Here is a 19,174-nt window from a genome sequence, read left to right on the forward strand (position 1 = left end):
TATAGTTGTAACTTTAAGTTACAACGTATTGTGGGTATCGTTATTGTTGGACAATAAAGCAGTTAGTTCATTGAGCTAGCTGCTTTATTATTTAAATAATAACAACATTAAACCTCTCCCTATAAATTGTTATTCATAACATCATTAGTTACTATATTTTAGTTTTATTTCCCACTTTTCCAGCATATTCTTTAAGAAGGGTGTTTAGCTAAAAAAGTTACCTCCTTATCGATGAGCACTCACTTATGTAGTGCTCCTTTTCATGCTGTACAATTCTGTTTTACTTGTATAATTATATATAGTTTCTTTTTTGAACCTCCCACATTCTTTTTTACAAGTTGCAATGAAACAGTTAGCTTTTTTCTAACTATCCTGTTTTTATTTTTCACTTTTTAGTTAAACGTACATATATTAACTTTGAACAATGGCCAATAGGATACTTAACCTACCTCTCTAAGAGCACATTTATATCTGTGCTCTTTTTTGAGTCACTTTAAAATAACGATTTTGTTTAGTTATCATTTGATTAATCATATTTAAAATTTTTTAACATATCTTAATTTTAATCAGGAATTACACTACCCCCCAGTAGATCTGTAGTTCCTGTAATTGAGCCTATAACTCTGATTAGAACCTGTTATAAACAACAGGTTCTATTTATGGTCATTCTTCATCCCCATCGTTGCGATAGGTAAGACTTTGAAGTTATCTCCATCTTTTGCGCCACTTAACACTGTACGTGCGAAATTCACTACATTCAAACACCTCTAGGCTACATTAAGCAATACAAACTTTATTAATGTATTCATTTCTAGCTTGAAGATAAAAAAATTCATGATTCCACATATTTATATTCTCTATCCATTTTGGATACTTTAAAAATGGATACTTATTTTATACATATTTTACTTGTATGATTTTAATCAAAATGTGAGGTGGTCGTTTATGATAAAAGGCTATGCAGCATTGCTTATTATAGATGTACAAGTGGGTTCATTTAAAGAAGAAAGAATGCTATATAAAGGAATTGAATTATTAAAAAACATTCAATTGTTAATCCATAAAGCTCGTACTGTCCAAGCGCCTATTTTTTACATGAAGTTTAATGGGAAAACAGGATCTTTATTAGAGCATGGAAATCCGGAATGGGCAATTCATGAATCTGTAGCTCCACTATCTGAAGATATCGTTCTTGAAAAAAACCACCCTGATTCATTTCATGAAACAAGTCTTCAACAAGAATTGAATAAAAGGGACATCGAACACATTGTGATTACAGGCGTTCAGTCTGAAATATGTATAGATGCGACGTGTCGACGTGCATATAGCTTAGGGTATGATGTTACTCTTGTTGAAGATGGGCATAGTACATATGACACTACATTATTATCGGCATCCCAAATTATTAAGCATCATAACGATATAATAGGTGAATGGTTTGCTGATTTGAAAAAAGCTCAGATAATTGAATTTTAATTAATCTTGAATAGGTTTTTCTTGATAGATATAGTACGAATCATTTAAATTTAGCTAAGGTATTAATCCTGTTTCCTATTATTAAATATATGTTTTACTGTATGCGATAATGTAATAATTATATTCTAATAATTAAATGCCCCTTTTAGGGCTACAGACACACCGTTATTAAGTAACAAAAAGCTTATTTTTTTCATTTTGGGGTAATTCTAAATTCTTAAGTTGATGGGCATGTGGTGCTATCCAAAAGTCAAAATAAACAAAATAGAGGAACAAATGCAGTTTTATAAATCAATGTTTGTGTCCCTGGAGTTTCCTTTAATGTTAATATTAACTGATTTAAAAATAGCCCTTGTTACTATTAAATTCCTTCCAATGATTAAGGAAGGAATTTATAGTTCAATTATACATGTTCCTTTTGATTGTTTATATGCATATCGTATTTTGACCAAAACTATATGCAAATGAGGTGAAAAAATGCCCATTACGAATCGATTTTCTACCACTACTAACGGGGCACTTGCGATTACAGGGAACACACTAGGTTTAAGTAAAATTAGTAACCAAAACCGTGCTGGTACAATCGGGGCAATTGGTGCATTCGTAACTACGAATACCGCTTTACAAGTACCTACTTTTCCTGCTGGTACAACGTTAAACTATACACAAAATAGTTCTACCGCTGTATTAAATATCCCTGCTGGTAGTACGATTCTTTACGCAGAACTCGTTTGGGGTGGAAACTATTTATCTCGTGATCAAAACATTACGAGTGTTTTAGGAAACCCTGTTTCTTTTACTACACCTGTTTCAACATACCCAATTACCCCTTCGGCTGTTACAGCTTCAAATCAAACTTTCGTTTCTGGATCTGTCACATTTGGATTCTATACACGTTCTGCAGATGTAACATCTCTCGTTCAAGCTGCTGGATCTGGCTCTTATACAACTGGCTCTGTCCCTGGACTTGTTGATCCTTTAGATGCTTCTAATGGGGCTATCAATTCTTCTGGATGGACGCTCATTGTCGCTTATCAAAATGGGACATTGCCAGCAAGAAACTTAACCATTTATGTAGCGGGTAACCGTGTTTCTGCTGATACCGGTAGTGCAGATGTAGCTGTTTCAGGATTTTTAACACCTTCCGGAGGACCTGTAAGCGGACGATTATTTTTGAGTTCTACCGAAGGGGATGCTGATTTAATTGGGGATCAGGCTCTATTCGGACCAAATTTCAGTTCATTAAACGCTTTATCCGGACCAAATAATGCCATAAATAATTTCTTCGGTTCCCAAATTAATAATGCTGCAGGAAACTTAGATACAACAGGGACATTTGGAACGCGAAATCAAAGTGCTTCTTCAGGTACAAACATCTCTGCAGGAAGACAAGGCTGGGACATTACTTCCATTGATATTTCTCCCTATTTAACAAATTCTCAAGTATCTGCCGCAATCCGTTTAACAACTAACGGAGATGCATACATGTTAAATACAGTCGGTTTACAAATTAATATAAACTCACCTAATATACAAGCAACGAAAAGCGTGAATAAAAGTGTAGCTACAATTGGAGACATTCTCACTTATACAGTTACTATCCCTAATACCGGACTTCTTCCCGCCAATAACGTTATTTTGACAGACATTCTCCCTAATGGGACTTCCTTTATACCTGGCACTGTAATGGTAGATAACATACCACAAACAAATGCAAATCCTGCCGCTGGTATATCTCTTGGAACAATCAATAATGGTGCTTCTCGTACAGTAACTTTCCAAGCGACTGTCGTTTCTCTGCCAAATCCAAATCCGATTTCTAACACTGCTAATATTACATTTCAATATACACCAATCGCCGGTGGAACGACCTTTAACGGTCTTGCAACAAGCAACTCTGCTGGAACACAAGTTAACCTCGCAGATATTAATGGCACAAAATCAGTTAATAAACTTTTTACCGATATTGGTGAAACGCTAACTTACAGTATTGCCTTAGCTAATATAGGAAATATCGCTGCAACAAATGTTATATATACGGACCCGATTCCTAGCGGGACTACTTTCATTCCAGGGAGCGTAACTGTGAACGGAGTTACCCAAGCTGGCGCAAATCCCGCTACTGGTATATCAATTGGATCTATTGCTGCTAATTCTACGACTACGGTTTCATTTCAAGTATTCGTTCCTTCTATCCCGCAAACAAATCCCATATTAAATAGTGGTACAACAACTTATCAATACATTCCTGTGCCAAATCAACCGGCAGTAAGCGGGACTGATACGACGAATATTGTCTCCACTCAAGTGAATAATGCTACTGTAACAATGACGAAAGCAGTAGATAAAAATTTTGCAGATATTGGTGATATACTAACGTACACCGTTTCCTTTACAGGTACAGGTAATACGAATGCAAACAATGTTATTTTTACAGATGTCATTCCTACTGGAACAACTTTTGTTGTAAACAGTGTAACAATTGATGGCACGACACAAGTGGGCGCAAATCCCGCTAACGGTGTGAACATTGGATCCATCCCAACTGGTACAACAAAAAATGTTTCATTTCAAGTAGTAGTAAATACAATACCCGCGTCAAACGTCGTATTTAATGGATCAAGCGCTTCTTATCAATATACCGTCAACCCTAGCCAATCACCAGTTACAAAAAACATTTCTTCTAATCTCGTTTCCACTCAAATTAATAATGCGAATGTAACATTAACAAAATCAACTAACAAACAATTTGCCACAATTGGCGAAACGATAAGTTATACAATCCTTATTACAAACAGTGGAAATACAGCTGCAACTAACGTACAGCTAACAGATTCACTTCCAAATGGAACGATATTAACACCAGGTTCGGTAACACTCAACGGTGTTTTACAAAATGTAGATTCACTCGTTTTCGTACCTATTGGTACAATACCAGGAGGAGCTACTTTCACCTTATCCTTTCAAGTAACAGTCATCAATATTACGACCCAAAATCCTATCATTAATAACGCCTTCGCTTCTTATCTATATACTGTAAATCCAAGTTTGCCACCGACTTCAAAAACAGCAAATTCTAATTCTGTTACATCAACAATTAGACTAGCAAATCTCCATGCTAATAAATCTGTAGATAAAACGTTTGCGGAAGTTGGTGATGTATTAACTTACACCTTTGCTCTTACTAACGATGGAAATGTTGCAGCGAACAATGTATTACTATCTGATTCAATTGCGAATGGAACCGCTTTTGTCCCAAACAGCGTTATAGTTAACAGTGTTACTCAGCCAGGCGTTACACCAGCTAGCATCAATATTGGTAGCATCAATGCTAATACTACAATTACAGCTTCATTCCAAGTAGTAATCACTAGCATTCCAAATCCAAACCCTATTTCAAATAGCGCTTCCATCTCCTATAACTTTATCGTTGATCCAAACACTTCACCTGTAAGTAAGAACACTACTTCAACCACTACATTTACTCAAGTAAACGATGCAAATGTCATTTCAGCCAAAACAGTGGATCGAGCGTTCGCTACCGTAGGGGATATATTAACTTATACTGTTACTTTGACGAATGCAGGAAGTGTTTCTGCTGATAGCCCTACTTTCGTAGATACGAATCCAGACGGTACTACCTTTATTCCAAATACTTTTCTTATTAATGGTGTACTTCAAAATAACGCAGATCCAAATATAGGTGTTCCACTACCTTCCATTGCTGCTAATGGCTCACTTACTGTCTCTTATCAAGTAACCGTCACCTCTTTACCAACACAAAATCCAACATTAAATTCATCTAGTACACAGTATAGCTTTATTCTAAATCCGGGCGATCCACCAACTATAGAAACATCTGTAAGTAACACTGTAAGTACACAAATTAATTTAGCAAATGTAGTGATTGTCAAAGAAGTAGATTTAACTATCGCCGATGTCGGGCAACCAATCACATATACAATTTCTTTAGCTAATCTTGGCAATACTACAGCAAATAATGTTATTGTTACCGATATAATCCCTAATGGCTCCACTATCGTACCAAATAGTATTTTTATAGGTGGTACTTTACAACAAGGTGCAGACCCTAGTACCGGTCTTCAAGTCGGCTCCATTCCTTCAGGTGGTTTTACAACGATTGTTTTTCAAATAAGTGCAAATAGTTTACCTTCACCAAATCCAGTTCAAAATAGCGCTGCACTTCAATATAGCTTTATCGCAGATCCAAGTTTACCTGCCGTTGTCAGAAACGCTACTAGCAATATAGTAACGACGCAAATTAATACTGCTAATATTGTTGCCACAAAACTAACAAGTACAAATTTCGCTGATGTTGGCGCTGTCATAACGTATGCAACAATTTTAACAAATAACGGCAATATCCCTGCTTCTAACGTAACGTTTACAGATATCATTCCAGCTGGTACCATCTTCCTTCCTAATACTGTAACGATTAACGGTGTCCCTATAGCAAATGCAAACCCTGCTAATGGCATTTTAATTGGGACGATAGGAGCGAATTCATCACGTACTGTTGCATTCCAAGTTTCTGTACCAACTATTCCTAGTCCAAATCCGATTACGAATCAATCGAGCACTACATTCCAATACACATACGACGCATCCAAATCAGTTGTAACGCAGATGGTGGCCTCTAACACCGTACAGACAACTATTAATAACGCTACGATTGCCGCTGTAAAATCGGCAGATAAACACTTTGCTAACGTAAATGATATTATTACGTATACAACTACTTTAACGAATAACGGGAACACACTTGCATCAAATGTAATTTTTACAGATGTAATTCCAAACGGAACATCATTTATTCCTAATAGTGTAACAGTAAATGGCAATACACTTCCTAATACAAACCCAGCAAGTGGAATTGCAATTGATCCAATAAACCCTAATACAAGTGCAACAATCTCATTTCAAGTAATAGTAAATTCCATTCCTAGTCCAAATCCAATCCCGAACCAAAGCAATACAGCGTACCAATATGTCATAGATCCTAACTTACCTCCAGCGTCCGCCAATGCGTTAAGTAACGTAATAACAACTCAAATTAATAACGCTACAATCGTCGCTACGAAGTCAGTGAATACACCGACAGCTGCAATTGGGGATATCGTTACTTATACGATTGCAGTTACGAACACAGGGAATATCCCTGCTAGCGCTACAGTTTTAACAGATGGACTCGGTGCAGGCGCCTCATTTGTGCCAAACTCTGTAACTATCGATAATATTCCGCAGCCAGGGTTAGATCCATCACTTGGTATTCACTTGGCAGATATTCCCCCAGGAGATACTGTATTCATTACTTTTCAAGCACAAATTTTAGCGATACCACCTAGTGGCACATTAACAAATAATGCTCTTGTAAATTATGAATATACCGTAAATCCAAACCAATCACCCGCTGTTGGTAGTACAGTTACGAATACGACGGTTACGCCAATTATTGATGCAACTCTTTCTATAAATAAAACTGTCAATTCAAGATTTGCTACTATTGGAGATACACTGACTTTCACTGCTATCATTACTAATTCCGGTAATACTACCGCAAACAATGTTATTTTTACAGATGTAATTCCAAATGGTACATCATTTATTCCAAACAGTTTTACGGTAAATGGAACAACTATTCCTAATGCAAATCCACAAAATGGTATCAATATTGGCAACTTGAATTCAAATGCATCTGCTACACTCAGTTTTCAAGTAAACATTACATCACTCCCAAATCCGAATCCAATCCCAAACCAATCATCGCTTCAATATAGCTTTATTGTAGGTATAAATGAACCGCCAGTTTCACGAACAGTTCAATCTAATAAAACTTTTACACAAGTAAATACTGCTTCCGTTATCGCAACAAAAACTGCAAGCAGTGCATTTGCTGCTGTTGGAGATACAATTACGTATACAACTACCCTCACCAATAGCGGAAATACTACCGCAAACACACCTGTTTTTATCGATATATTACCACCTGAACTTTCATTCGTTCCTGATAGCGTACAAATTAATACCATCCCACAACTTGGATTTAGACCAGATAGCGGGATTTCTTTAGACTCAATTCCAGTTGGAGGAACGACAACAATTAGCTTTCAAGCTATCGTTGGCTCAATACCAGTTACAAATCCAACTTTGAACCAGTCTAGCACGACATACTCGATCATTGTTGATCCTACCCAGCCGCCGGTGACAGAAACAGCTACAAGTAATCCAACTTTAGTTCAAATTAACGAAGCGATTATTCAAGCAACGAAAAGTGTGGATCGACTATTTTCTGACGTAGCACCTGGAAATTCATTTTTAACGTATACTGTTTTATTGGAGAATATAGGAAACACAACTGCTACGAATATCATTTTTACAGATCCGATTCCAAATAATACAGTGTTTATAGCGGATAGCGTTCGAGTAGGCGGGGTTTTATTACCTGGGGTAAATCCAGCGAATGGGGTACCAATTGGGGATATTATTGCAGGAGATTTTACAAACATTACCTTCCGCGTGCAAGTAGTTAGCATTCCAAATCCAATTTTCACAATTGGACCTGGGGGGCCAAACTCACCAGTTGTAAATGGCGCTTCTATTGATTATCAATTTATGACAGGACCTAATTTACCACTCGTTTCAAGAAGTACGACATCCAATCCGGTTTCGACACAAATAAATTCCGGAGAAATTACACTTGTTAAATCTGTAGATAAAACTTTCGCAACAATTGGCGATACAATTTCTTATACGATTACATTAAGTAACCCTGGAAATGTTACTTCACAAAATATAATTTTCACAGATATTTTACCTGACGGAACGACATTCATATCTGGCACTCTTACAAACGATTCTGGTACACAGCAGATCGGAAATCCAGCTAACGGGATTCAGATTGGAAATATAAATCCAAACGGAACGGCTGTGATTACTCTCAACGTACTTGTTACAAATATTCCAAGTATAAATCCAATTTCTAATTCTAGTTCTGTACAATTTTCACATGTGGTCGACCCTAGCCAACCTTCCGTATCACAAATGAATGTATCTAATGCTGTTTCGACAACTATTAATAGTGCAATTTTAACAACCCAAAAAAGTGCTGATAAATCTATCGTTTCAGTTGGAGATACGATTACGTATACAACTACTATTACAAATACAGGAAATACAGCCGCTACGAATATTACTTTCACAAGCGCTATTCCAGCTAGCATTACCTTTATACCAAATTCATTCACGATAAATGGCGTTCAGCAGTCTGGTGCACAACCAGCACTGGGAGTAACTATACCAAATATCGCACCGGGTGAAACAGTAACTGTTACTTTCCAAGTAAATGTTATTTCTGTTCCCCCTTCAAATTCGATTATGGGTAATGACACAATTTTATATTCTTATACTGTCGATCCAAACGGAACTCCTATTACAACTTCTATTTCAACAAATATCGTTACAAACCCGGTACTAGATGCTATGATAACGATGGTGAAATCTGTAGATCAAACACTTGTAACACTAGGTGATACCATTACCTATACGACAATTTTAACGAATAGCGGTAATACAAACGCTACGAATATTACTTTCACTGACCTCATACCAGATGGTACGACGTTTATAACTGATAGCGTTACAATAGATGGCATCACACAAATCGGGCTCAACCCTAATACAGGTATTACAATTGGATTAATTGCTCCTAACAGCTCAATATCTATAGCATTTCAAGTTACCGCTACTTCTACACCAGCCCAAAATCCTATTGCCAATTCCGCTACTGCTTCTTACACATTTATCGCTGATCCTAATGCCCCTATTGTTTCAAGGACCGTTACTTCAAACACAGTGTTCACTACGATTAATACAGCTACCATTCTTTCATTAAAACAAGTCGATAAATCCTTTAGTCGTATTGGAGACACACTCACTTATACTGTCGCTTTAACAAACAATGGAAACTCATCTGCGCAAAATGTTATATTCACAGATACCGTACCGAGCGGAACAGCATTTATTGCAGACACATTTTCTATTAATGGAATTCTTCAAAGTGGTGCAAATCCAGTGAACGGTGTAAATATCGGAACTATAACAGCTGGGACTACAGTAACAATTTCGTTCCAAGTTACTGTAACGTCATTACCAACTGAAAACCCCATTGTAAATTTCTCATCAACATCGTACCAATTAGTCTCACCGCCTGATGCAGAAACTTCAATTAGCAATCCTGTTTCAACGCAAATTAAAGAAGCACTATTATCCATGACGAAAAATGAAAGTGTATCCTTTGCAGATATCGGGCAAACTGCTTTTTACACTACTTCTATTTCGAATATAGGAAATACAGATGCAACTAATATTGTATTCACAGATGTATTACCAAATGGAGTCACATTTGTTCCTAACACATTAACTGTCGATGGTGTTTTACAACCTGACGCGAATCCAAATACAGGTGTATTACTTGCAACACTTCCGCCTAATGAAATATATAGTATCGTCTTTCAAGTTACAGTGAACAGCATTCCCCCTATTAATCCAGCACCAAATACAGCATCAACAACATATGAGTTTACTGTTGATCCTGTTAATCCTCCAGTATTAAGTGCGGCTACTTCCAACACTACGCTTCTTCAAATAAACAACGCGAATATTATAAGTACAAAAACAACAGATCTTACTTTTGCGGATGTTGGTAATACAATAACATTTACACTTAACCTCCCGAATACAGGGAATGTGACTGCAACTGATGTTACCGTTATCGATACGCTTGATAGCAATTTAACTTTTGTTCCAAACAGTTTCACAGTTAATGGGCAAACCATTCCAAATGCTGATTTATCTACTGGTGTAAATATCGGTTCAATTAACGGTGGTACTGCAGCAATTATCACATTCCAAGCTACCGTTACAACCCTACCAATCAACAACCCTATTTCTAATTCAGCTCTTACCACTTATCGTTATATTGTTGATCCAGACCAGTCACCTATTACAACTTCCAATCAATCTAATACAACGACAACACAAATTAATAGTGCTATTCTTACTGCACAAAAAAATTCAAATGTGTCAACAGTAGATATTGGGCAAGATATCATCTACTCCGTTACAATTACAAATAGCGGAAATGTTAATGCAACGAATGTTATTTTTACCGACGTTATTCCAGACGGAACTTCCTTTGAACCAAATAGTTTTACACTTAATGGAACTATTATCGAAAATGCAAACACCATTACAGGTGTCCCAATTGGTGATATCGCGCCAAACGAATCTGCCATTGTAGAATTTCATATTACTTCAAATGAAATCCCGGCTATTAATCCAATTACGAATCAAGCTAGCGTTAGCTTTCAGCATATCGTTAATCCAGATAATCCTCCTGTTTCAAAAAACATTACTTCAAATAGTGTTATCACAACAATTGAAAGTGCTATTTTAACTACTACTAAAATCGGTGATAAAGCTTTTGCAACGATTGGTGATACAATTACGTATACAACTACAATTACGAATACTGGAAATATCCCTGCCAATAACGTTATTTTCTCAGACCCGATACCATCGTGGACACAATTTGTTGCCGGATCCGTTATTGTTGATGGCACTCCATTACCATCCACTTCTATTACCAGCGGTATTGGCATAAATACGATCATTCCAAATCAAACTGTAACAATCATATTCCAAGTTCAAATCGTAAGCAATCCATCAACATTCACACCTGAACTCCAAAACTTAGCATTTGTTAACTTCCAATATAACGTAGGCAATGCATTACAGGCTCAGCCTGGCAATGTGGAAACGAACGTCTTCGTTACTTCTATTCATTCAGCAATACTTTCAGCTGTAAAAACTGCTAGTACAGCCTTTGCGAATATTGGAGACACGATCACTTATACAGTTTTAATACAAAATAGCGGCAGTACAAACGCTACGAATGTAAATTTCTCAGACCTCATTCCAGCTGGAACGACCTTTATTGAAAATAGTTTTGCCGTAAATGGAAGTACCATTCCAGGTGCAAATCCAAATAACGGAGTTAATATCGGAACCGTTAGTACGAACAGTTCCTTAACCGTTACTTTCCAAGTCATAGTTACATCTACTCCGCCTTCAAACCCAATTACAAACGTTGCATCCGTTCAATACGAATTTCTTGTTGATCCGACTTCTCCTCCTGTTACAGGCACAATTACTTCTAATAGTGCTTCTACACAAATTAATAATGCTACTGTTACAACGGTTTTAGAAGCAAATCGAACAATTGTATCTATCGGAGATATAATTACGTATACAGCAACATTAACAAACACTGGAAACTTCCCTGCAAACTCGGTATTACTCATTAACGGTGTTCCTGAAGGGGCATTATTTGTTCCCAATAGTGTTACGCTTAACGGAATTTCACTTCCAGATGCAAGTCCAACTCTCGGTATTCCAGTTGGCATTATCGCACCAGGTGATTCTGCTACAATTACGTTCCAATTTCTTGCAAACTCTATTCCGCCACAAGGAGCAATTATAAATCAAGCACTTACAAGTTACACATATATTGTCGATCCAAGTCAACCTCCAGTTACAGCAACATCTTCATCTAATACGGTTAATACAGCTGTCGTTGATGCATCACTATCTGTAATTAAAAATACAGATTCCCTCGTACAGTCTACTGACGGTACAATCACTTACACTGTAGTCGTTCAAAATAACGGGAATACAACTGCAAATACAGTTACTTTAACAGATTTGGTCCCAGAGGGAACTGCATTTATTCCGGATAGTGTGACCATTAATGGTGTTTCAGCTCCAGGTACTGATCCAAACGTAGGGATCTCATTAAACTCCATTGCACCTTCGGAAATCGTCACCGTCACATTCCAAGTTATCGTTCAATCCATTCCAAGCGTGAATCCAATTTCTAATATAGCTCGTATTGACTATACTTTTATCGCTGATCCAACTGCTCCTATCATCTCTCGAACAATTACGTCTAATCCAGCTTTCACACAAATTTCGGATGCGAATGTTCTTTCTTTAAAAGCAGTCAATGCACAACAAGCAACAACAGGTGATATTTTGACCTATACGATAACGCTAGAAAATACCGGAAATATTCCAGCTACGAATCTCATATTTTCAGATACGCTTCCAGAAGGGACTACATTCGTAGACAATAGTTTTACACTTAACGGAACAACTATACTTGGTGCCAATCCAAATGTAGGTGTTACTTTGCCTAACCTAGCAGCAAACGCTACTCACCTTATTGCTTTCCAAGTTCTTATTAACGATCCATTCTCGCAACAATCGATTACAAATCAATCTAATACAACATATACAATTCAACCAGATCCAGGGCAACCGCCTATTACTGAAACATCTACAAGTAATATTGTCATTACAAATTTCGTGCAAGCACAATTAACAATTACAAAAACGTCCAATCCAATAACTGTAGATATTGGCGGAACTATACTTTATATTTCTGAAGTGAAAAATAGCGGCAATGTTGACGCAATAAATATTATTTTTACAGATTCGATTCCAGTTGGGACTACATTCGTTCTCGACAGTGTCACAATTAACGGTGTACTTCAGCCTGATGCAAATCCCGAAAACGGAATACCAATTGGAAAGATTCCACCAAACAGTTCCAAAACAATACTATTTCAAGTACAAACAAATAATCCACCTACTGAAACCGAAATTGTAAATCAATCTTCAGTAACTTACCAATATATAAGTATTCCTACAGCTCCACCAGTGAATCGCTCTGCAAATTCTAACATTGTTACAACATCACTTCAAAATGCGAATATTATTTCCGTTAAAAGCGCAGATGTAACTTTCGTCTCCATCGGGCAATTTATTACCTACACAAATACACTACAAAATATCGGAACGGTTCCAGCTAACAATACGGTGTTCATTGACAACATTCCAGAAGGGACAATATTCATTGAAGATAGCTTATCAATAAATAATGTCATTCAGCCTGGTACGAATCCTGAAAATGGAGTAACTCTCGGCACGATACAACCAGATGAAACAGTCACTATTTCATTCCAAGTACAACTTACAAATATACCTGAAGACAATACAGTCATTAACATCTCAGACACTTCATATGAATACCAAATTGACCCTAGTTCTCCAATTATTCAGCGTAGATCATTATCAAATACAGTAAACACGGAAGTCCGTACAGCAAATGTTAGTGCAATTAAATCTGCTAACAGATCCATTACACGCATCGGTCAAATTATCACATATACCATCGCAGTTACAAATGCTGGTACAGTACCTATTACAAATACTCTCCTAATTGACGCAATCGCTGCTGGCACCACATTCGTTCCAGATAGCATTCTTGTAGATGGCATACCAAGACCTAACGAAAATCCAAGTACCGGAATCTCACTTAATATTATCCTTCCAAACAATACAATTATCGTTACATTCCAAGTAAATGTAGACTCGATACCTTCTCAAAATAACATGAATAATATCGCCGTCATCCACTATGAGTATCAGCCAGACCAAAGCTTACCACCAATTTCAGAAACGACATCTTCCAATACTACAAATATACAATTTATTGATGCCATTCTTATCGCTACAAAATCCGCTAATACAGTATTAGCTAATATTGATGAAACTATTGAATATACAGTACTCATTCAAAATAACGGATCCACTACAACTAACTCCATCTTTTTTACTGATATTATAGAAGATGGAACAGTATTTATTTCGGGGAGTGTAACAGTTAACAACACTGTACTTCCTGCAGCAGATCCGAATATCGGCTTTTCCATCCCGAATATCACATCAGGTCAAGTAGCTACAATAACATTCCAAGTTTCGGTTACGAATTTACCTGCTGCAAACCCAACACCTAATACTGCAAACATCGTCTACGACTTTATTTTCAACCCTGACTTTGCACCAATTCAAAAATCGACTACTTCCAACACTACTTTCGTTCAAATTAATGATGCTGATATCGTTTCACTTAAAACTGTTGATTTGACTTCTGTAACAATTGGTGATGTTTTAACTTATACAACAACTTTAACAAATACAGGGAATACGGATGCTACTGCTCTTGTATTTACAGACAATATTCCTGGTGGAACAACCTTTATAGACGGTAGCGTTTTAGTAAATAACATTCCGCAGCTTAATGCCAATCCAAGTACCGGTATATTGTTAGGAACGATTGCTCCTAACATTTCTATCCCAGTCACATTTTCTGTTACTGTCGTAGCGCTTCCAGCTAGTGGTCGTATTCAAAATCAATCCACTTCTCGTTATACAATTAATAGCGAAGAACAAATATCAACTAGTAATATTACCTTCACTGAAGTTATTTCTGCTAATATAATTGCAACAAAAACAACGCCTATCCAATACGCTGACCTACAAACGATTATCCCTTACACTATTTCCATCACAAACAATGGGAATATACAAGTGGAAAATATTATCGTTACAGATATCATCCCAGCAAATACGAGCTTTATAGAGAATAGTGTTATTGTGAATGGAAGCGCTCGTCCAAATGATAATCCACTTAGCGGGATACAACTTGATAACATTCCGCCTAATACGACAGCAACTATTCTATTCCAAGTACGGGTTACTTCAATTCCGCAAACAAATCCAATCTCTAATACGAGTACAATTGAATACCAATACACGTTACCAAACCAGCCGCCTATTACCGAAACTATTATTTCATCAGCTGCCGTAACAACAATTAATCATGCGACTTTGAATAGTAATAAAACTGTTGACCTTGCATTTGCAACGGTTGGTGATGCGTTAACGTATACGATTACACTAAATCAAACCGGTAATGTTGCAGTAAATGATGTAATCATTCAAGATATTATTCCTCAAGGTACTACGTTTATAGAAAATAGCGTCATTGTAAACGGAGAAACTCTTCCAGGAGTGAATCCAGTAAGCGGCATACCAATTGGTACTATAATTGTAGATGGAGATGCTATCGTTTCATTCCAAGTAACTGTGACTACTATTCCAACACCAAATGAACTAAACAACAACGCAATTACTACTTTTAACTATATAGTCAACCCAAATAACGTACCCGTTACAAATACGACTACAACAAATACCGTCACAACTACTGTCCAAAATGATAATGTCATTGCCATAAAATCTGTTGATGTAACGAATGCCTTACCTGCTCAAACTTTAACGTATACAATTACGATTATGAATAGCGGTAATGTAACGATTGAAGACCTTCTTGTTATAGACACCATACCAATAGATACGACTTTTGTTGCTGGTAGTGTTACGATTAACGGAATCAATCAGCCTAATGAGAATCCGGAAAATGGTATTACGTTAGGAAATCTTGCTCATAATGACTCTGTCATTATTACGTTCCAAGTGACAATATCTTCTTCTACTCTTCAACCTACAATTAATAACGATGCTACTGTTTCCTATACCGTTATCATTGATCCAGATGAACCACCTATTACAATTACAAAGCAAACAAATACCGTTACAACAACATTAATCGAGCCAATAATTAACATTGAGAAAACAGCAGACAAATCTATCGTCGTTATAGGAGATGTTATTACATTCACATTAGAGGTATTTAATGATTCCACAATTCCGACAATTAGTACTTCTGTTATAGACACAATTCCAGCTGGTACAACATTTATAGAAAACAGCGTAACTATTAACGGTACTTCGGTTCCAAATGTTCGTCCAGACACTGGTATTAATATTGGTTCTTTATCTGCAGGTACAGTAGCAACTATAACATTTCAAGTCCTCGTAACTTCTATTCCTTCAAACAGTACAATTATAAATTCTGCAACAGTTACCGCTGCTTTTCAATTGACACCACAGGATCCAATTATTACTTTCATTGTTAATTCAAATATTGTTCGTATACCAGTTCAATTTATAACTACAACAGTCACGAAAAATGCTTCCGTCAGCTCAGCTTATTTAAATCAATATTTTGATTACACGGTACGCATTACAAATACTTCCAAAATTTCACTCTCAAATATTTCGTTACAAGATACTATTCCAGCAGGTTTACAATTTATAAACGGCACTGTCTTTATTAACGGTGAACGCTCTCCACTAGCGAATCCGAATATCGGTTTCCTAGTTGCCACTAATTTAGAGCCAAACGAAACAATTATCGTGTTATTCACAGTACAAGTAATAAGTCCACCTGTTAATAATGAGTTTAAAAATACGGCCAATATTTCGTTACAACTTCAAGTCTCGCCTACCGATCCACCAATTACAGTAACCGTTACAAGTAACGAGAACATCGTCACCTTTGTTCCAGAAAATCCAGATGAAACACTTCCAAATTTAAATTGCTTCTTTGACGGTGAACGCTTCATTCGCATTACTCCTCGAAATATAAGAAATTACCTTTGGGCTTGGATTTGGTGGCAGTAATTAAATAAAAAATAAAAAGCTTGTAATTTGGATGTTATCCAAATTACAAGCTTTTTTGACATGGTACCTCTAGTTACTTAATCTATTTCAAACCTCTGATAAAAAATTATTCAGTCAATTTTTTAGTTGAAAAGAAAATATTAAGAAAAGTAAAAGGTGAAATTGAAAGAAAAGTGTAAAAGCTTGTTCACTTATATAATTTATGTAAGAAATACAGGTAATGTATATGAAGCAATCGAAGTTATGAAAATAAAATATATAATACGGGGTATAGCTAGTATTGATATTTGGCAGCTAATATCTAATTCGGTAACCAATCAAATTAACTCATTTTACTTTCTTGGGTAAAGCTGAACCTGAATGTTCAATTATTGAATGAACATGAACATTAATTTGGGCATCACTAAAATAATTTTCGCCTTGATCCCAATTCTTACGTATTTTCTTCCATTTTTTATAATTATGCCGCTTATATACTTCTCCTAACGCTAATACATCTACCTTATATTTTTTTTGAACAAGCTTTATTGATTTTTGAATCCTTTGTTCCACCTCTTTTGAAATATCCTTCGTTAAGCGTTTTTCATTCATGAATTTTTTATGATCACTAAAATGCAACTCCGCTAAAGCACCTTCGAGAAATAGATGAATATCAAACTTCGGTTTTGTAGTATTTTCAGTAAATACCTGTATTTTTCGGTGTAGCTTATGAATTTCATATGTAATAAGCTGGTCCTTTTTACGTATGGTAAAATAACCTCCTAATTTTTCACCGATTATAAAGTTTATTCCCACTGTCTGTTCGCCGTTTAACATTCCAACACACTTGTTATCCTTCCCACGAAACAACGCAGCCCCATCCATTTCTATCCCCTGTTTTGTAGGTTTTAAGACAGGTAGTACAAAACTTCGGTTTGAAATTATCTTTTCCTGCACGTCACCAATTCTTGCTGCCTCAACCATCTGAGCATTTTTAGGAGGGTGTTCAGCTAGCATATCAATATACTGTGCCGGTAAATTTTCTGGTTTTGCATTTTGTTTCAAGATTGCTTCTGCATTTTTCTCAGAAACAAATAGACGAATATTTCTTCTCATTTCATGATCTCGAATGTATACATCTAACGTATTTTGTAAAACATTTGGATTCGATAGTAATTCTTCAGAAAAAATGATTACTTGTATATGTGGAAAAAATAAAGTACGACTAATCTTTTTAGCGATTATTCGTATTTGTTCAAACACACTATCTCCTTTTGCACTCACATCAATATAATTATTCCCTGCGCCTTTTCCACCTTCTTGCGTTAACTTACTGGGAAGTACCATTTGATACGTCCCTTTCATAATTGGATTAGATTTCTTTTCCTTAACAATATCGTAAGCGGCACCTACTACAAAGCCTCTTTCTTCTATCTCCGCTAACTCAGAGCAACCGCTGATAGCCCCAGCTATAAGCGCAATTGTTATAACTTTAAAAAGACATTTCATTTCCACCATTCCTTCATTTTATCTTATATACAATAAAAATTAGTAAAGGCGCTAACACAATAAATCTCATATCAAATCACTTAAAATCCAAATAAGCCCACTGTGTGAAAAGAAAGTTTGGATAGCGATATCTCGAGGCATAGAAGATGCACCTATACATCACTGGTTGAAGATGCCACAAAAAACAAGTTCCCAACATCTAAGTTTTTCATCTCTATACTCAAATGATTTCAATTATTTTTGCTTCTCAAGATTCATTATAGAACCTTTATTTTTTTGATTAACTTAACAATTAATCTTCATGTAATTAAAAAGATAGATTATTGATTTTTATGAAAGGAAAAGATGTTTATGACACTACATGGACGTTCAGAATATTTACTGAAAGAATGAATGAAAAAATTACACTGTAAGAATAAATTTAATTTTGTGTTTTTTGAAGACAGCAGATGCAACGGACCTGAAGGTAGCTGTTTTAAGATGGGTGGTGAATTCGAACTTTTATTACAAAGAGCAGCTAAATTAGATCCCTTGTTTATTATTCATGGAGGAGACAAGGTTTATACAGTAGAAAAGAAATATGTATAACACTAAACAAAATCATTATCCCTAAAAACAAAATATACGGATTAAATAATTATAAAGTAGACTATTTAGAAAAATAATTATATCTTACCCGGCTTAATCCTATTTTAGCAAT

3 protein-coding genes are annotated in these 19,174 nt (G+C 36.1%); 2 read left to right on the plus strand and 1 reads right to left on the minus strand.

Annotated features, from left to right (window positions below):
- Positions 1 to 945 precede the first annotated feature (945 nt).
- Both ACTFRN_RS20630 and ACTFRN_RS20635 read left to right on the plus strand, forming a co-directional pair.
- The gene (locus tag ACTFRN_RS20630) at positions 946 to 1,476 is read left to right on the plus strand and encodes a cysteine hydrolase family protein (protein ID WP_000589748.1); all 531 of its coding nucleotides are present in this window, start codon (positions 946 to 948) and stop codon (positions 1,474 to 1,476) included.
- 477 nt (positions 1,477 to 1,953) lie between these two features.
- A complete protein-coding gene (locus tag ACTFRN_RS20635) occupies positions 1,954 to 16,986 on the plus strand; it encodes a beta strand repeat-containing protein (RefSeq protein ID WP_001123145.1) in 15,033 nt (5,010 codons plus the stop codon).
- 327 nt (positions 16,987 to 17,313) lie between these two features.
- Here the strand turns inward: ACTFRN_RS20635 and ACTFRN_RS20640 are convergent, their stop codons facing one another.
- A complete protein-coding gene (locus ACTFRN_RS20640; protein ID WP_000649885.1) occupies positions 17,314 to 18,474 on the minus strand; it encodes a Ger(x)C family spore germination protein in 1,161 nt (386 codons plus the stop codon).
- Positions 18,475 to 19,174: the final 700 nt, after the last annotated feature.

It is taken from the genome of Bacillus cereus group sp. MYBK245-2 (genome assembly GCF_051916145.1).
Classification (GTDB): Bacteria; Bacillota; Bacilli; order Bacillales; family Bacillaceae_G; genus Bacillus_A; species Bacillus_A pacificus.